Origin of the sequence: Gracilibacillus pellucidus (assembly GCF_033949965.1) — a bacterium.
In the GTDB taxonomy this organism is placed as follows: domain Bacteria; phylum Bacillota; class Bacilli; order Bacillales; family Amphibacillaceae; genus Gracilibacillus; species Gracilibacillus pellucidus.
Genome location: NZ_JAWZSR010000004.1, coordinates 229,385 through 248,215, shown reverse-complemented (window position 1 = coordinate 248,215; position 18,831 = coordinate 229,385). Strand labels below are relative to the sequence as shown.

Genomic DNA, 18,831 nt, shown 5'->3' with positions numbered 1-18,831 from the left:
TGACTTTCAGCATTTTTTCAACTAGAACATGATAAATTTTATCTAATAACGATAATTAAATCAACTAACAGAGCTATTTTCGCTTAGAATTTCATAATCGTCCTCATTAAGTCGCACAAATACAGTGCCAGTCTGTTTTAAAAAGTAAACATCTATCCATGTTGCATTTAAGCGTTCAATCAATGAAGCATTAATTTTATGTGTTTGACTAGGAAAAATGATGCTCATATATGGATCAATTTGTTCTAAAAAACGTTGTGAAGGCGAACTACCACTGCCAAAAGCAGCAACTTTCAATATATCAATATCACCAGTTTGTTGAATTAGTCTTTCTTCGACCTTTGTATCTTCATCATTTAAAAACAAAATCGATTCATCACCAAACCGCATTAAAAAAGAAATATCACCAGTAGTCGTCACATCTAATGGTTGAATATCAAGCTGATTCCATATGGTGAATGGTTTCTCTGGTTTCCAACTATCCACTTCTACATGACGTCTATTCATTACCATATTTTCCGGGATAATTACTCTTTCTACTTGGTAATGTTCCAAAAAATATTCTAAGTTACCTGTATATTCTTCAGATTGATTGGTAATAATGATCGTTTCAATTTTATCCACTTGCAGACTACTTAATTGCTCAAATAATTGTTTTTGGCTACGTTCAGAGGCTGTGTTTACAAGTATATGTTTACCTTGGTGATTCGTCATTAAGCTTGCTTCACCGTGTGGAACATTAAAAAAAACCATATCTAATTCATTCTCATTGAGCGGTGGAACATTGGTAATCGCCATCAATGGTGAACACCAAAGCAACAATACGAAAAATAAGCTACCTGTACGTTTGATCATGTGAACCAACCTCTTCCTATTTAATAATCAGATATAGGTTAGGTTGCCACAATTATATCATGTTTATCAGAACCATTTACTTACACGACCTAGCAATTGTTGCATGCTTTCGTAGTGTACAGGGATTTCTGGAATGGATTGAATGAACGTTTTACCGTACTTCTTTGTCATAATACGATCATCAAAAACAAATATCATACCACGATCTGTATCTTTTCGCATCAACCTACCGAATCCTTGTTTAAATTGTAACACTGCCTGTGGTAAAGCAAGCTCCATAAAAGGGTTTTTTCCTTGTTGTTTTACATACTCAGATTTTCTTAAATAAACCGGATCCTGTGGTGATTGAAATGGCAATTTCACAATTACTAAGCACGCTAAATCATTCCCTGGAATATCGATACCTTGCCAATACGCATTTGTTCCTAGCAAAATGGATTTATCAAAAGCCTGAAATTGCTTAATTAGACGATTCCTGCTACCTGTAGTAACTCCTTGACCAATAATTCGATATTCTGATAATAAATCTGTTTCTTTTAATATATAATAACTCTTGCGCAACATATCATATGAAGTGAATAGCACTAACATCCTACCACCTGTTTGCTCCGCCAATGAAATGATCGATTCATTAACAGCATAAATGAATTGATCATTATTAGGGTATTGAATAGCTGGTAAATCATTTGGTATTAATAACTCTGCGTTGTTGCGATAATCAAAATACTCTTCAACAATCAATTCATTCGTTTTTGCAGCATCAAGTCCTAATCTTTCTTTCATGTACTGAAAGGATTGATTCATCGTTAACGTTGCACTAATTAAAATAATCGACTCTCTTTTAGCAAATAGGTGCTCCTGCAATGTTTCTTTGACTGAAAAAGGTTCTTGTTGAATAAATACAGCATTTTCTGCACCTTGTTGGTCAATCTCCAACCAAGTAACTGCTTCCGTATTTTCTTCAATTAATAAATGGCGTAGTAGATCTTTAATTTCCATTATTTGATGTTGTTCTTCTAACTCATTATTAGGTAATAACTTTGCTAAATCCTGAAGCATCATAAGCAATCGGAAAATACTATCATTGATTTCTCTTTGTTCATTTTTCCAGACAGATTTCAATCGTCCAATATCAGTAACAGATTTCTGTCCTTTACTTTCTACTTTCACAGCCTGGTATAATTGACGAAACACTGTATCTGTTTCAAACTTAACTGTATCAAGTTGCCTCTGAAATGGTTGATAGCTAGCGTTATTTTTTTCTAATTGATGATAAAAAGCAGTCAATTCAAAATAGCTTAAAGAATCGCCTAAATAATTGGTTGCCATATGCTCTAATTGATGTGCTTCATCAATAATAAGTCGATTATATTCAGGTAGAATAGCTTTTTCTGCTAGCATATCTATTGCTAGCAGCGAGTGATTAGTTACGATGATAGAAGCATTTTTTGCTTTGTGAACCATGCGATGATAGAAGCAATAATCTTTCCATTCTTTACTGATTCTCTCATTCTGCACAACAATTTGATAAAAAATCGGATGCTTTTCAATTGGAAACTGAATTTCATCCAAATCTCCTGTGGTCGTTTCTGTTAACCAGACAAGAATCATTGCCTTTAACAACGTATCTTGATACGAACGGTAGTGAGGATCATGGTAGAATTGTTCAAAATTTTGCAGGCTTAAATAATGACTTTTCCCTTTCATGATAGCTACCTTAACAGGAATGTCTAGCTTTTGTAAATCTTGATCGATTAGCTGCGATTGTAAGTTCGTATTAGTTGTGCTTATAACTACTCTATTACGGTCATGTAATGCTTCATATATTGCCGGTATCAAGTAACTAATTGTCTTTCCTAATCCCGTCTCTGCTTCGATCAACATATGTTTATTCATTTTAAAATGATCATATATTTTCTCGCTTATCATTACTTGTGCATCACGTTTTTCATATTGAGAAAAGGCTTTGCTCAATGTTCCTGTATCACCATACATTTTCTCTAAGAATTGAGAATAATCAATATCCATTTCTGTATCTGGAGTACTATCATCTACTCTTTTCTTGATTGATAAACCTTTAAATTGCTCTAAATCTTGACGTCTATTCTGAAATGTAAGTTGATCACATAATATAGCAAAATCAGTTCTTAATGGCTTAGCTATCATTAATAATTGATCGATCACATTAGCAGGTAATGATTGCAATTTATTGAATAACAAAATAAGCAAATCAGCCGTTACTAATGCATCCGAAATAGCTCGATGGGGATTATCATGGCTAATATTCAGATATTCAGCCAATTCGTTTAATTTATAACTTGGTGCTTTGGGCAGTAATATTCTTGATAATTCAACCGTATCCACCACATATGGTTGAATCTTTTCTTCTCCCACTCGTTCGAGCTCTTCGTTCAGAAACGTCATGTCAAATGAAATATTATGTGCTACCAGGATCGCATCTGTTAATAACTCTCGAAAGTCAGACACAATATCTGCAAACACAGGCTGTGATTCCACATCTTCATCTGTTATAGAAGTTAATTGTGTGATGAACGGTGGAATTGATTTTTCTGGATTGACAAACTGACTATATTCTTTCACTATTTGATTATTTTCAATAACTACTAAGGCTATTTCGATAATACGGTCACCTTTTGACGCGGATTGCCCAGTCGTTTCCACATCGATTACAACATATTTTTGCAAAAGGATCATCCCCGATTCTAAAAAATTACCATGTGGTTCCATATCTTTACTTTCAATGTCTAAAAGCGAGAGTTTGCGTTGATTCATGTTAACTATTCGATGAAATGCGCTCACTCATTCTAGTTCCAGTGAGTGGTAGGCAGGCGCTACGTCAGAATACTCCGCTTTGTTTATATTCTCTATTAGAAGAGAGAGGAATACTTACGTTACATGTCCTTTGACTAAACGCATTCCTTTTGGAAATGAATCATCGCATCTCCACTTACAAACAGTAGAACGCATCCTATAGCGGAGACAAAACACGAAGACTCTTGCGGGAACAGTACGAGCTGAAGATCCACTTTGTGAAGTGGTTTTCTTCACAAAGTTAGCTGAAGCCGTACCCGCAGAAAGCGTAGTGTTTTGTCGGAGCTTATGCCAGCACTTATCATCAATAGAATGGCAGAAAGTCTACATTCACGTGAGACTATCGCTTTTAGACAGTAAATGTTGATATGTTTTTGTCTTGCTTTCTCCTTTAATCATAGCAGGATTTATAATGCCGTCAATTGTTTGCTTTTTAAGTCTAAGCCTTTTCTACCATTTGATTTCTGCACTATAAATCGTTTTCCTCTCCTGCTCACTGTTTTCAACAATTAGTGCTCCGTCATCGGTTATTCCCTTGACAATAGCCGTATATTCTTCTTTTGGTGTAGCAATCTGAATGGTTTCATTTAATTTATACGCATGCTTTAACCATTTTTCTTTCACGTTGGCAAAGCCAGATTGCAGATAATGATCATATGCTAGTTCAAACTCTTGTAATATTTCCTGGATGAGCATAAGCTTATCCCACTTGTAATCTGCTTCCATTCCAAGTGACGTTGTCTTTTCTTGTAAGTCCTTTGGAAAATCCTGTTTACCTTGATTAACATTTATACCAAAGCCAATCACTAAATATTGAATTGTTTCTAATTCAGCTTGCATTTCCGTTAGAATACCTGCCAGTTTTTTACCGTTAATAAATAAATCATTCGGCCATTTAATCTTAATCGATTGGTTAGTTATTCTTTCTAGCACATCTACTAATGTCACTGCCACAAATAATGTCATTTGTGAAGCTTGATATGGAGGAATATTAGGTCTAAGAATAAGACTCATCCAAATACCACCATCATGGTCCGAAACAAATCGCCGATCCATTCTACCACGTCCTGCAACTTGTCGTTCAGCTGTCACAACTGTACCATGTGCCGCTCCTTTTCTAGCTAATTCATGAGCAAGATCTTGTGTAGAGGGAACTTCTTTCCTATATTCAATTGCCTGTCCTAACCAATTCGTATTTAGCCCCCATTTTATCGTACTTTCATTTAATATGTTCGATTTAGCAATTAATCGGTACCCTTTGTTTGGTACCGACTCAAACTGATATCCATCTTTCTTTAATTCGTTAATATGCTTCCAAATAGCAGTACGAGAAACATGTAACATGTCCGATAAAGCCTGGCCAGATATGTACTGATTTTCTTGTTCAGCTAAAATAGTAATCAATTCGTGGCGTTTATTTGTTGTCATTTGTTAACCACTCTCTTATTTCATTTTTTGTGTTCGACAGTTTTCCTTCTACAACAGCTTTTTCTACTTGAAGTAGTGATTCTTGTAGCCATGCGCCTTTTTCTTTATTAGGGAACCAAGAAATAATATCTGTACCATTAATCGCTAACTCTTTTCTAGTTTGTATACTTAAATTAGCTTTTGTCTGATCTATCGCCTTTTCTGTTACCGTTTCATTTTCAATTGTGCAACATAAATTAGAAAACGGCACAATAAGATGTGCAGGTAGTTGGTATACAACCCACTCAACTGACTCTTGACGATATGTCACAATAAGCTGTTCTAATAATTTACTGTCCTTTTTAATGCGATTAGATAGCTTCCATTCTTTTACCCAGCTTGCTACTGATTGCTCAGCGGATTTCAATGACATATAAGCCACGAATTCTGCAAAAGAAGAGAATCGTTTATCTATATCCCTAAATATATCAACTGTTTTTAAATCTTTCGAAAATAGCGGGAGATGGTTGATAAGTTTTGTAGTCAGTAACGATTTCTGTGCTTGTTCAAAGAAGCTCCCCTTCAACATTTTCTCCCATTCCATTGCGACACGCTCTACTGCAATCTTCGCTAACAATGAACCATTCTCTGTAATTGCAGTAAGTGCCTGACTATCGATCGAAAATCCTAATTGTGCTTGGAAGCGAATAGCACGCATCATTCTTAATGGATCTTCCAAAAAGCGGTCACGTGGATCACCAACAGTTCGTATTATTTTTTCTTCAATTGCTTGTCTACCTTGATAGGGATCAACTAATTGTAGTGATTGATCCATAGCAATAGCATTCATCGTAAAATCTCTTCGTGCCAAGTCTTCATTTAAATTAGTAACAAAATCAACCTTATCTGGTCGCCTAAAATCACTATAATTTGATTCCGTTCGAAATGTTGTTACTTCAAAAGATTCATGTTGATGCCTTACCATAACCGTTCCATGCTCAATCCCAGTAGGAATAACCTTCGAAAAAATATTCATTATATCGTCTGGATGTGCTGATGTGGCAATATCAATATCATCTACAGCTCTGTCTAGAATCAAATCTCGAACTGCCCCACCAACAATATATGCTTGAAATCCATGGTCTTTGATTTGTTGAACAACTTGCTGAGCTAACCGAAATAACTGCCTACTCATTTTTATTCACCTAACACTTCTGTGTAAATTGCTTCATATTCTTTTCTAATTTGATCAGAAGAGAAACGTTGCATTGCTCTTTCTTTTGCATGAATAGAAAATTGTTGCCATTTAGATGTATCACGCAATAACTCTATCGCTCGCGCTACAAACCGTTCTACATCACCTAGTTCTTCAATATAGCCTGTCACGCCATCTTCTATTACTTCAGGTATACCACCAATATTGGATCCGATACACGGTACACCACAAGCCATTGCTTCTAACAATACTAATCCGAAGCTTTCCTTTTCGGAAGGTAATAGTTTTATATCAGCCATTGACAGTAATGACGGTATATTTTTTTGCTTGCCTAAAAAATGTACAACATTTTCTAATTGCAATTCTCGGACAAGTTCATAAATGCGATTATACTCAGGTCCATCTCCAACTAGTAAAAGTCTAGAAGGAATCTCTTTATAGACTCCTGCAAATGTTCGTACAACATCTTCTAGCCTTTTCACTTTACGGAAATTAGATATATGTATGAGTACTTTCTCTTCTTCTTTTATCCCAAATTTTCTTTTTAATTCAGTATTGTCCGCTCTTTTGTACTCTGATTCGTTCACGAAATTATAAACGGTTTGAATCGGACGTTCTATCTGTAGCATATCCTTTGTTTGGTTTGCTAAGCTGTTAGATACTGCTGTTACTGCATCTGATTGTTCTATGCCGAATTGAATCATTTTCTTCAAACTAAGATCAATCCCTAGCACAGTAATATCTGTTCCGTGTAGAGTTGTGACAATTTTCACAGAATGTTTCGCCATCTGTTTAGCTAATATAGCGCAGATCGCATGTGGTACAGCGTAATGAGCATGAATAATATCTAGTTCCTCTGCATCAATTACTTCCGCTACTTTTGTTGCTAAAGCTAAATCATATGGTGGGTATTGAAATACTGGATAATGCGTAAACTCCACTTCATGGAAATAAATATTTGGCTCTAACGAGTTCAACCGAAAAGGGATACTCGATGTAATGAAATGTATTTCATGTCCTTGTTTAGCTAGCATTTTGCCAAGCTCTGTGGCAATGATTCCTGATCCACCAACAGATGGATAACAAATAATTCCTATTTTAAGCATGTGGTAAAGCCCCAATCTCTAATTTATCATTGTGCAAACGTCCATAAAACTCCACACTTCAAGGTTTCATTTAAAACAGATGGAGATAAACGGAGGCTAGCTTTCTGATAAGTTTCGCTAACAATCAGTGGGCACTAACACTCCCACTGATTGAAGTCTCATTTTATCCTTGTAAACTACGCCATTCAAAAAATCCTGCATCAAGCGCTCTTATCAATACTTCTGCACCACCTACATTGGTTACAAGTGGTATTTGATATACGTCACACAAGCGCATCAGTGCACTAATATCAGGCTCATGTGGTTGTGCAGTTAATGGATCACGGAAAAAGATAATCAGATCCATTTCATTTGTGGCAATTTTAGCCCCTATTTGTTGATCTCCACCAAGTGGTCCTGATTCAAAACGTTGAATATCTAGTCCAGTAGCTTCATTGATTCTTTTTCCAGTCGTTCCCGTTGCATAAAGCGTATGTTTTTTTAATATAGCTGTATACGCAGTAGTAAAATTCACCATATCGTCCTTTTTCTTATCATGTGCAATGAGTGCGATGTTCATTAGACTCTCTCCCTATTCTAATATATTTTCTAATCCGTAAACTAGAATATCTAGTTTCATTACTTGATCAATTGCCAATTTAACCCCTGTCATAAACGATTGTCGATGAAACGAATCGTGCTTAATCGTTAAATTCTCACCAATTGAGCCAAAAACTACCTCTTGGTGTGCAACTAAACCTGGTAAACGCATACTGTGAATCTTCATACCGTCAACATCAGCACCTCTTGCACCAGCTATTGTTTCTTCTTCATCTGGATGCCCTTGTACTTTGGTTTCCCTTACTTCTTTAATAAGTGCGGCTGTTTTTATCGCTGTTCCAGAGGGTGCATCTAACTTGTTATCATGATGCTTTTCGATAATTTCTACATCTGGGAAGTATTTTGCTGCCCACTTCGCGAACTGCATCATCAATACCGCGCCTAACGCAAAGTTAGGAGCGATAATTACTCCGATTCCCTTCTCTTCTGCTAAATCGGTTAATTCTGTTAACTGTTCATCTGTAAATCCTGTAGTACCAACCACTGGTCTTATTCCATAGTTGATCGCTGTTTTAGTATGTAAATATCCGTATTCAGGTGTCGTTAGATCCACTAATACGTCAGCCTCTACCGCTTGAAAACATGCTTCAACGTCCGTATAAATCGTTGCATCTAAATTAGGTAGTTCCTCAAATTCTTTCACTTGTTTACCTTCATATTTATGATCTAAACAAGCAACTAATTCTAAGTCCTCTTGTTTTTCAATCATTCGTAATGCTTCACTTCCCATTTTCCCTCTCGGTCCTGCCACAATTACTTTTATTTTATTCATTGTTTTCCTCCTGCTCTTCTATTCTTGTCCAACGATCTTTATCTCTTGTTTCAATTTTCGACATCGTTTTCTCAAAAGCTTCACTTAAACTAATGTTTTGTGAGTTAGCAAAGCATATCATCACAAATAGTAAGTCACCTAATTCAGCCTCTATCGTGTTTTCATCTTCTGTAGACTTTTTCGGTTTTTCGCCATATTGATGATTAACCTCACGTGCTAGTTCACCAATTTCTTCTGTAAAACGAGCCATCATACTTAATGGTGAAAAGTAGCCTTCTTTAAATTGTGATATGTACTGCTCTACTCTCTTCTGCATATCTTGCATAGTATCTTTATTATACATCTAAGTACCTCCATTATTAAACTAAAAAGACAGATGTATTTATACATCTGTCTTTCATCTTATTGAATCTTAATCATCATTTGCAAGTAAAAAGATGGAAGCGAATCGAATTAACTCTGCAACTGCTACTAATGCCGCCGCAACATATGTTAATGCTGCAGCATTTAATACTTTTTTCGTTTGACGTTCTTCATCATTACGTATAATGCCACTGGAGACTAATTGAGTCATAGCCCGGTTGGACGCATCGAATTCGACAGGCAATGTAACAAGTTGGAACAATACAGCAAATGACATAAAGATTACCCCAACAAGCACTAATCCCATTGCATTAAGCACGATACCTCCAATAATGAAGATAAACGACATTTTATCACCTAAACCAGCAATCGGCACTAATGCATGACGAAAACGTAAGAACGCATAGGACTCAGCATCTTGAATCGCATGACCTACCTCATGTGCCGCAATTGCGGCAGCTGCAGCAGAATAACCGTGATAGTTATTACTGGATAAACGTACTACTTTACTGCGTGGATCGTAGTGATCAGAGAGCATACCATTTACTTCTTCGATTCTAACATGGTATAAACCGTTATCATCTAATATTTTTCTAGCTACTTGTGCACCTGTAACCATATTTGCATTCATTACTTGCGAATATTTTTTGTACGTGCTTTTCACTTTTGATTGTGCCCAAAATGGAACAATAAGCAAAATCGCAATGTAAATTAAATAAGTAAGCATCTTTCATACCTCCAAATCAAACATCTATCCAAGGTCAATTTTAGTCAAAAAACAACATGGTGTCAATTTTTATGATCGTGAATATTCTGCACGATATTTTGCCCAAGCAACGTACGATAAACTCAGGAAAATAAATGTAAAGACTATACCGATTAACCATTTTGTGTAATGAGCATTAGCGTTTGTCATGGAATCTATCGAAAGTTTAGCTATTTGTGAAAAAGTCTCTTCTAACTCCGCCTGATCATTAGTCGGATGAGTGTTTGTTATAACTTGTATGCTCTCTTCGTATTGTTTGTACTTTTCACTTGTTAAGTGTAATTTAACTACAGGAGAAATAACTTCTACATAATAAATAAGCTCATCCATCTCTGCTTGACTGATTTCTGATTTACCTAGCATACCTTCCATTTTTCTTTCCAATTCAGTCTTCCATGTCGTCCAAAGCGGGGCTGTTTTTGTTGTCATAGCATCCCATAAAATGACGGTTTGTTGTACTACTAATTGTTTTTCTGCATGTGTTGCATTTGGGTCTGCCAACATGTTCAAGCTATTTAATAAATATTCCTCTAAAATCGGCGCATACGTATCTTTTTCTTCTCCAGCTTGTTGGATAATACTTGTTTGATGTTGTTTCATTAATTGCTCAGCAACATGGTAGCGCTCTTCCTGTACTAATCGTTCAATCGTGTACATATAATGCTCATCACTGTTTGCCGACACATTCATCACAAAAAAAGCTTGTATGATTATGAAAATGAACATAAGAAAGAATTTATATAAAGTTCGCACAACTACCCCTTCTTCCATCTTTCTTTTCTAAAATGTATGAAAAAAACGGTGTAGTTATGCATTATTCTTCCCTTTATCACGGCGCAAACATCCGTAATATCCACATTTCAAGATGGAAGTCCCACTTTATACAACTTATAATTCTCGTATATTTTTCTTAACAGACACCATATAAACCGTAAAAATAGTCATAACGGAAAGCCAAAATGTAAAGTAACCAATATGATCCTGGTAATCCGTCAAACTACCATAAATAGGCATCATTCCATATACGTAATCAATTATTTCATTATGTAATAACCAAACTGCTGCAATTGCTAAATGCTTGAGTTTTATCTGGTAAAGTGGCGCATATAAAAAAGCCTGAATAGCCATTGCACCGTGTGAAGCAATCAGCATATAGCCTTGCCAGCTTAAGTCTCCATTTATGTATAGTGTTAAAAGATTCATCACAACCGCCCAAACCCCATATTTTACAAGAGAGGTGAATGCCAACGCTTCTATTAACGGTACTTGTTTTCCTCTTAAATTAAAATATAGGAAAATGGTAAAAAATAAACTTGCTGTTGGGCTATCAGGAACAAATAGTAGGAACTGCATTGGTGTTTGACTTAACTGACCACCATACCACACGTAACCATAAATAGTTCCTAAAAAATTAACAATAAATAAAAAGACCATAAAATATGGATGAAACAATAATTTATGCAACTCGTTTCCCCTTTCTACAACAACACTGTATGTTTTTTTACAACCAATAACATACTAGCTATTATATAGCAAAACAAAACAGAGAATAAAGTCTCAACTGTAATCTTTCTCATATTTTGCTCATTTAACAGATTGATAAAAAGCCTCGCTTATACTTATAAAAAGTAAGCGAGGCTTTCATTTATTCTTCTGCTTCAGCTTGTTCGTTTACCGAAACAATAAATTCTGCTAATTGATCTAACTCTTCGTCACTACCTTGGAATTGATCAGCTGGCATCTCACCAATACCATTAACTGCAATATCTTTAATCTCTTCAGCATCCAAATCAATACCTATTAAACTTGGCGCAGCTGCCCCACCACTTAGATCTCCACCATGGCAATTCAGACAACTGTTTTCCTCATATAAGGCAAACGCTGGATCAGATTCATCAATATCAATGGCAACTTGGTCATCTGGCCACTCTGGTTGATTATTTTCTGCTTTTTCTTCCCAATCAACATGGGCTGCCGCTTCATATGTTAACCAAAAAACTGCAACGAAAGCTAAAAGCATTAAACCAGTCGCAATCGGTCTTTTATGTGGGCGCCTTTCTTCTCCTCTGTCTAAGAAAGGAGCTAGGAAAAGTGCTCCAAATGCTAGACCAGGTATAACAATAGCACCTAAAACAAAAAACTCAGCACTCGCAAACTTATACTTTAATAATTGATATAAGAATAAGAAGTACCAGTCTGGTAATGGTAAGTAACTAGTATCTGTCGGATCGGCCATTTTTTCAAGTGGAGCAGGGTGTGCGATAGTTAAACATAAAAAGCCTACTAAGAACACAGCACCTACTAACCATTCTTTTAGTAAATAGTTTGGCCAAAACGCTTCTGTTCGACCAGGGTATTCCGAATAATCTTTCGGAATAAACTTCTGTTTGTCAGCGGTAACACGCGAATCACCAACAAACTTCATTCCTTTACCTCGTTTCACTGCTATCCCTCCTTCGTTAGCTATATTCTATAGCGGACCAGAAATACCTTGTTTACGAATCATGATAAAGTGAATAGCCATCAACACGAATAATGCTGCTGGTAAGAAGAACACATGAATCGCAAAGAATCTAGCTAAAGTTTGGGCTCCTACAATCGATGGATCACCATTTAATAGTGTTTTGGCCATTTCTCCAATGAAAGGAACTCCTTCTGCAATTTCAAGTGTTACAACGGTTGCAAAGTATGCTTTATTATCCCACGGTAATAAGTAACCAGTTAATCCTAGAGCAAGCATAACAAAAAATAGCAGTACACCTACCATCCAGTTTAACTCACGAGGTTTCTTATAAGCCCCTTGGAAGAACACGCGCAACGTATGTAAAAACAACATTACTATGACGACACTAGCTCCCCAATGGTGCATTCCTCTAACTATTTGCCCATGTGCTACTTGTGTTTGTAGATAATAGACAGAGCGCCAAGCATTTTCAATATCAGGTACATAGTACATCATTAAAAACATCCCTGATAAGATTTGGATGACGGTTACAAAGAACGTTAAGCCACCAAAACAATAAACAAATGCAGAAAAATGATGTGCGGGATTCACATGTTCTGGTACTTCATGGTCAGCAATATCTCTCCAAAGTGGTGTAATATCCACTCGATCATCAATCCAGTCATATACCTTTTGTAACATCTATTATGCTCCTCCCTTCTCAACTGGATTTTCAACAGGGCTTCCTAGATATAACGTTCCTTCTCTCACTTCGAATTCATATAAATCTAGTGCAGCACTTGGTGGCGTGTTTGGAACGTTTAAACCATTTTTGTAGTAACGTCCATCATGACACGGACAGAAAAACTGATCCGGATAATCTGGATTACCCGCCCAGTTTACGGCACAACCTAAGTGTTTACAAGTTGGTGAGAGCGCTACTATGTCGCCGTTTTCATCTTTATAAACCCAAGCACTATGTGTCGCGTTAGACGTATACCAGCCATCAACTTGTTCGAAAGTCCAATCAAATCGTTGTGGTTCTTCCGTAATTTCTGACACATCAACAACTGGTTGCATATCACCATCTGTACTCGCTTGCAATACAGGGTCCACTGCAAAACGAATCATAGGTGCTAGCACACTAGCAGCCATGAAACCGCCAACACCTGTTAGTGAATAATTAAGAAATTGACGACGGGAAACTTGCTGTTTTTTGTCTGACATCACTTACCCCCCTCTACACATACTCCGACTTCATGGATTAAAAACTCTCAATAATATTACTAGGACAATTTAATGATAGCGCAAACTAAAGTTACGGTCAATAAAATGTCATCTATAATATCTATTTTCTGTAAAGATTACCAATCACCAATAACTTCTAATTAGTTCACTTATTTGTGCAACTTGGTTATTTACCCATTTTTTCGTCTCGCTAGATTGATAATCGTCTATCGTAGTATGTGTTAACCACAATAACTGTTGGTCAAGTAATTGCTCATTTTTTTTCCAATTAACATCATAAGTAAGTAAGAAAACATGTTTAAAATGTTGATTAGAAAAAAGGCTTGTCCATTGATTGAGATGAATACTTTCCTTCTCATAATCGCCAGTTCGTACATATGTATAAGCCGGACTTATCATTATTCTACCCGTAAAATTACGTTCTAATTCATCTGTCATGATCTGTAATGTTGTAGCTTGGTCCGCTAACTTAGTTGCTTCGTGCTCGCTTGATAAATCAATTGGTACAAGCGGGATACAAAGTGTATCAATATATTCCTTCTCTTGAAAGAATAGCTTCACATCATCTTTTTTCCACTTCATCTATATCCATCCTCCAATGCTATTTATAATGTAGTAATAGTTTTCTCTATATGTTCCTTGTTTGGTTCACACCACTTTTTTGATCCTCAAACTAGGTATACAACGGTTTCATATGTTTTTAGGACTAATAATGTTAAGTAAACTAGAAAAAAGAAACGGAAACTCCCAGTAGTAGGGCTTCCGTTTTCTATTCACTCTTAATAATATAGGATGCTTCTAATTTCTTCAATTGTTCAGAATATTTCTCGAATAATTCTTGATTCTTTTCATCTAGCGCTTGGTTGATATTTTTAAGTAGCATTTCCTTTTTATATTCATACAAGGAGTATTCCAGCCATTCCTCCGCTAATTTTTTTTCGCTTTTCGTTAAAAAGTAGTCATCTGGAATAAATGGATTATCCTCTAATACTTTCATATATGGAATGCTTTGTTTAGAATCCTTAAAGTTTAGCTGAATATATATAGGTTCTTTTGCATGTAGTCGGATATCATGAAATGATTTATCAGCGTCAGTGGTTACAATATGTTTCTTATAGAATCGAAAAGCAATTTCCTTCGAGCAATGAGTGGATATAATCATTGCTCGAGGGCAAAAACGAGCTTCCAATACAAAATGAACATGCTTCAATAGTTGTTCATGGTTTATTAAATAATTTAAAATCCAAACACTTTCTCTCTTTTTCATTTGATAATTGTCTAGAAACCACTGAATAAACGATTTTTTATCCTCTACACGAATTGACGTTTCCAAATTCACTTCCCCTCCATCTACAAGAGAGTATCATTATTTTGATCCTTTAACCGCTCCGTATATTGTCTAATATCAAAATCAGATGGTTCTAAAATCAGATATTCTTCCAATACTTGTAGTGCCGTATTTATCCTCCCTTCTTCAACTAGAAAGTACCCGTAATCCTTCAAGAAATCAGTATCTTGCTTAATTTTATTGTATGCATTTTGGTAGGCATTTAATGCCTGTTTGTAGTCTTCTTCCTCATTATATGCTTTCGCAAGTTCCCAGAAGAATATACCATCTAATTGCTCAATATTAATTTGTTTTGTTAATAAATCGATGATTTGATCATAATCACCTTGTTTTTTATATGTTTCCACTAAGAATAACAATGCTTCTTGGTATTCATTATCTAACGAAATAGCTTTTTCTACTTGTTCAAAGGCCCTTTCCGTTGCGCCAGCCTTCAGTGATATTTTACCAGCTGTTAACCACATCTCTTTATTAAATGGGTCCATTTCTACCCCTTTATTTCCCGTCTCATATGCTTCATTTATTAGTCCTTCTTCTTCATACGCCTTCGCTAAATATAAATAAACAGAAGGATATTCTAACTCTTCTTCCAATAAATTTTCCCACGCATGAATCGCTATTTCATAACGTTCTGATTTAAAAGCAAGAAAGCCATAACGGAAAAGTGTTTCAGGGTCTGTTGTATCTAGATTTTGATAGTAGTCAAGGGATGCTTCGAACTCCCCATTTAATGCATAGGCTTCCGCTAGTCTACTGGCTATATTAACACCTGCAACTTCATCTTGTTTCTCTTTTATTTTTTCATAATAGATAATCGATTTATGATATTCACCAGATGAGAAGGATAATTCTGCAAGGGCAAAATCAATAATCATTTCTTCTGGAGCCAGATTCTTTGCGACTAGTAATTTTCTTTCTGCTACCTCAAACAACCCTTGCGCTTGATATAAGTCTGCTAGTTGTACTAATGCTTGAAGATAGTTTTCGTCTCCTTCTTCAATCTCATTTAACAATTCAATTGCTTCTTCATCTTTATTATCATCTATTCGGATGTCTGCTAAAAATAACTTCACATCACTATTACCTGGTTCTAACTCTAATATTTCTTTTAAAAGAACCTCTGCTAGGTCTTGGTTACCTAGCTCCATAAAAATTTGGGAGATTTCTAATTTAGTATCTATATCTGCTGTCTTAGCTATTCTATTAAGTAAACTTAATGCTTCTTCTACTTCACCAGCATGGATTAATTCAATTGCTTGTTCTATAGTATTCAATATTTTCAACCTTTCTTTTCACATCTACATCTATATGTACCATCTTAAATGATAACATTAAATCCAGCAACTAAGAGGGATTTCTACCGAAGTTTGCAGCGTGATAAAAAAATGGCTGGAGCGAGTACAGTTAACCACCAAACTCTATCCAGCCATCGTAACATCCTAACCACTGACTATTATTTAGTTGTCTAATAATGAATCTAAATCTTCGAAAAATGTTGGGTGTGAAACAGCAATACATTCTGGGTCATGCAATTCGATTTCTTCATCTGTTAGTAAGGATGCAACAGCGATCATCATACCAATCCGGTGATCTCCAAATGATTGCGTCACACCACCATGTAGGTTTGTATTTCCTTCAATAATCATGCCATCTTTCGTACCAGTAATTGTCGCACCTAATGTAGTTAACGTTTGTACAACAGATGCTATTCTATCGGTTTCCTTAAAACGCAATTCTTCTGCATCTTTAATCACTGTTTGTCCCGTTGCTTGAGTGGCAAGTAAAGCGATAATCGGAATTTCATCAATAATTCTTGGAATAATGTCCCCTTCAATTTCGGCACCTTTCACATTAGAAGCTTTTACTGTAATATCACCGATTGGCTCACCACCAACTGTTCTTTTTTCTTCAACAGTAATTGTAACACCCATCAGCTCTAATACATCAATAATCCCTGTTCTTGTAGGATTCAAGCCAACATTTTCGATTGTTATATTACTAGCTTCTGAAATAGCGGCGGCTACTAAGAAAAAGGCAGCAGAAGATATATCACCAGGTACTTCGATATCACAACCTGTTAAAGGTTGATTACCTTCAATTGTAACTTTTGTACCTTCTACCTCAATATTAGCACCAAAGGCTTTCAACATATTTTCCGTATGATCACGTGTTTTGATCACTTCCTCGACCGTTGTAACACCATCCGTTAATAGACCTGCTAATAGCACACCTGATTTTACTTGAGCACTTTTCACAGGCGGTTTAAAGTCAATCGGAGATAATTTCCCTCCCCTTACTGACATCGGTAACAGTCTGCCGTTATCACGTCCATCAATTGTTGCTCCCATTTCACGTAAAGGATTGGCAATTCGATCCATTGGTCGTTTAGATAAAGAAGCATCACCAAACAGCGTAAAATGAAACGGTAAGCCTGCCAAGATTCCCATTAAAAGACGGGCTGTTGTGCCTGAATTGCCTAAATCAATTGGTTGAGACGGCTCCGTTAACCCACTTATTCCGTTGGACTTAATCGACACGGTATGTTCATTTCGGTCTATCTGAACTCCCATCGCTTGGAAAGCAGCGATAGTCGATAAACAATCCTCACCGGCCAAAAAATTCGTTATATTTGTTTCTCCTTTAGCTAACGAACCAAACATAACTGCCCTATGTGAAATCGATTTATCACCTGGAACTGACATTTGTCCAGTAAGCGGCTTATTGCCATATGCAAGTACTTTTTGCGACAAAATATCCATCTCCTATTCTTCTATCACTGTATCATAGTGATTTTTCTTCAAGATTGCTTGGCTAAGTTCTTGATCATTCTTGTTCTGAAAACTTAAACGCAAGACACCTGTAATACCTTCTCTAATTTCCAAAATCTCAATATTTTTAATACTGATATCATGGTTGGCTAAAATCTCAATAACTTTCAAAATAGCACCAGGTTGGTCAAATATATCTACATACAGGTCATAATAGGAAGGAATGGCCCCTTGCTTTCTTGTGTCCAATCCATCTCGATACTCTCGAGCTTGCTCTAGATATTGCTGGATCTGTGTCTTTTCACCCGTATCAATTAATTCTTTCAAGTGTTTCATTTCTTGAATCCAGTCTTCCAACAGTCTACTCATTTTAGAACGATTCTGAAAGAAAATATCTCTCCACATTAATGGGTTACTAGACGCAATCCTCGTAATATCGCGAAAACCTCCTGCAGCAAGTTTGTGAATATATGGATGTGTCTTTTGCCAACTTCTTGCCTGATGCACAAGAGATGAAGCGATTAGATGGGGAAAATGTGAAATAACACTTGTCATTTCATCATGCTCTTCTGGATCTAATAGGACAAACTTACAATTTGTTGGAATTAAAAGCGCTTGTAACCTTTGTACGTCTTCCGTTGATGCACTATCTGTTGGTGAAAGAACATAAATGGCATTCTCTAATAAATGCTTCTTAGCTGCTTGTATACCTTTCTTATGTGAACCAGCCATTGGATGCCCGCCAATATACGCGATAGATGGTGAATCTAACTCATTCGCTGCCTCCATAATCGGTCCTTTAACAGAGCCTACATCTGTCACAATGATTTTTTTATTTAACGTGAGGCTGTTTAATTGATGGATAAGTTCTACAGTGACAGATACTGGTGCAGCTAATATACAAACATCAGCTTGTATAACTGCTTCAGCGAAATCACTGTACGCTTCATCCACTATTCTATTCATTTTGGCATATTCTAGCGTGCTGTAACTAGAATCATACCCAATTAATCGCACTTGTTTGTTTTCTCTTATATTTAAAGCAAGTGAGCCTCCTATTAATCCGAGACCTGCCACTAAAACCGTTTGTTCCACGACTTACTCTCC

19 protein-coding genes are annotated in these 18,831 nt (G+C 36.2%); all 19 read right to left on the bottom strand.

Annotation, left to right across the window (positions count from 1 at the left end):
* Positions 1–60 precede the first annotated feature (60 nt).
* The 19 genes from SH601_RS09085 to SH601_RS08995 all read right to left on the bottom strand — a co-directional run bounded on the left by SH601_RS09085 (position 61) and on the right by SH601_RS08995 (position 18,819).
* The gene (locus SH601_RS09085) at positions 61–855 is read right to left on the bottom strand and encodes a ComEC/Rec2 family competence protein (protein ID WP_319957974.1); all 795 of its coding nucleotides are present in this window, start codon (positions 853–855) and stop codon (positions 61–63) included.
* Between the two features lie 66 nt (positions 856–921).
* Positions 922–3,561 carry an ATP-dependent DNA helicase DinG gene (gene dinG / locus SH601_RS09080; RefSeq protein WP_319957973.1) on the bottom strand — a complete coding sequence of 880 codons (2,640 nt, stop codon included), beginning with the start codon at positions 3,559–3,561 and terminating at the stop codon, positions 922–924.
* 576 nt (positions 3,562–4,137) lie between these two features.
* Positions 4,138–5,115, bottom strand: coding sequence for a biotin--[acetyl-CoA-carboxylase] ligase (locus tag SH601_RS09075; RefSeq protein ID WP_319957972.1), 978 nt, complete (start codon positions 5,113–5,115; stop codon positions 4,138–4,140).
* On the bottom strand, positions 5,102–6,289 hold the full coding sequence (locus tag SH601_RS09070) for a CCA tRNA nucleotidyltransferase (RefSeq protein ID WP_319957971.1): 1,188 nt from the start codon (positions 6,287–6,289) through the stop codon (positions 5,102–5,104). The genes SH601_RS09075 and SH601_RS09070 overlap by 14 nt, the downstream gene beginning before the upstream one ends.
* A 2-nt stretch (positions 6,290–6,291) precedes the next feature.
* Positions 6,292–7,416, bottom strand: coding sequence for an N-acetyl-alpha-D-glucosaminyl L-malate synthase BshA (bshA, locus tag SH601_RS09065; protein ID WP_319957970.1), 1,125 nt, complete (start codon positions 7,414–7,416; stop codon positions 6,292–6,294).
* A 163-nt stretch (positions 7,417–7,579) separates the two neighbouring features.
* Positions 7,580–7,975 carry a methylglyoxal synthase gene (gene mgsA, locus SH601_RS09060; protein ID WP_319957969.1) on the bottom strand — a complete coding sequence of 132 codons (396 nt, stop codon included), beginning with the start codon at positions 7,973–7,975 and terminating at the stop codon, positions 7,580–7,582.
* 12 nt (positions 7,976–7,987) lie between these two features.
* Positions 7,988–8,788, bottom strand: coding sequence for a 4-hydroxy-tetrahydrodipicolinate reductase (gene dapB / locus SH601_RS09055; protein ID WP_319957968.1), 801 nt, complete (start codon positions 8,786–8,788; stop codon positions 7,988–7,990).
* Positions 8,781–9,131 (bottom strand): nucleotide pyrophosphohydrolase, encoded by a 351-nt coding sequence (locus SH601_RS09050; RefSeq protein ID WP_319957967.1) that lies wholly within the window; start codon positions 9,129–9,131, stop codon positions 8,781–8,783. The genes dapB and SH601_RS09050 overlap by 8 nt, the downstream gene beginning before the upstream one ends.
* A gap of 69 nt (positions 9,132–9,200) precedes the next feature.
* The gene (locus SH601_RS09045; RefSeq protein WP_319957966.1) at positions 9,201–9,878 is read right to left on the bottom strand and encodes a zinc metallopeptidase; all 678 of its coding nucleotides are present in this window, start codon (positions 9,876–9,878) and stop codon (positions 9,201–9,203) included.
* Between the two features lie 69 nt (positions 9,879–9,947).
* Positions 9,948–10,670 (bottom strand): sporulation protein YpjB, encoded by a 723-nt coding sequence (locus tag SH601_RS09040; RefSeq protein WP_319957965.1) that lies wholly within the window; start codon positions 10,668–10,670, stop codon positions 9,948–9,950.
* A 135-nt stretch (positions 10,671–10,805) separates the two neighbouring features.
* Entirely contained in the window at positions 10,806–11,381 is a 576-nt protein-coding gene (gene lhaT, locus SH601_RS09035; RefSeq protein WP_483401957.1) for a lipoprotein heptaprenylglyceryl N-acetyltransferase LhaT, read from the bottom strand.
* A gap of 181 nt (positions 11,382–11,562) precedes the next feature.
* On the bottom strand, positions 11,563–12,360 hold the full coding sequence (locus SH601_RS09030) for a menaquinol-cytochrome c reductase cytochrome b/c subunit (protein ID WP_319957964.1): 798 nt from the start codon (positions 12,358–12,360) through the stop codon (positions 11,563–11,565).
* A 27-nt stretch (positions 12,361–12,387) separates the two neighbouring features.
* Positions 12,388–13,062, bottom strand: coding sequence for a menaquinol-cytochrome c reductase cytochrome b subunit (qcrB, locus tag SH601_RS09025; RefSeq protein WP_319957963.1), 675 nt, complete (start codon positions 13,060–13,062; stop codon positions 12,388–12,390).
* A 3-nt stretch (positions 13,063–13,065) separates the two neighbouring features.
* Entirely contained in the window at positions 13,066–13,587 is a 522-nt protein-coding gene (locus SH601_RS09020; RefSeq protein WP_319957962.1) for a QcrA and Rieske domain-containing protein, read from the bottom strand.
* Positions 13,588–13,731: 144 nt separating this feature from the next.
* Positions 13,732–14,190, bottom strand: coding sequence for a DUF2487 family protein (locus tag SH601_RS09015; protein ID WP_319957961.1), 459 nt, complete (start codon positions 14,188–14,190; stop codon positions 13,732–13,734).
* A 187-nt stretch (positions 14,191–14,377) separates the two neighbouring features.
* Positions 14,378–14,941 (bottom strand): ReoY family proteolytic degradation factor, encoded by a 564-nt coding sequence (locus tag SH601_RS09010; RefSeq protein ID WP_319957960.1) that lies wholly within the window; start codon positions 14,939–14,941, stop codon positions 14,378–14,380.
* 17 nt (positions 14,942–14,958) lie between these two features.
* A complete protein-coding gene (locus SH601_RS09005) occupies positions 14,959–16,230 on the bottom strand; it encodes a tetratricopeptide repeat protein (protein ID WP_319957959.1) in 1,272 nt (423 codons plus the stop codon).
* A gap of 183 nt (positions 16,231–16,413) precedes the next feature.
* Entirely contained in the window at positions 16,414–17,706 is a 1,293-nt protein-coding gene (gene aroA / locus SH601_RS09000; RefSeq protein ID WP_413775107.1) for a 3-phosphoshikimate 1-carboxyvinyltransferase, read from the bottom strand.
* Between the two features lie 12 nt (positions 17,707–17,718).
* A complete protein-coding gene (locus SH601_RS08995; RefSeq protein WP_319957957.1) occupies positions 17,719–18,819 on the bottom strand; it encodes a prephenate dehydrogenase in 1,101 nt (366 codons plus the stop codon).
* Positions 18,820–18,831 lie beyond the last annotated feature (12 nt).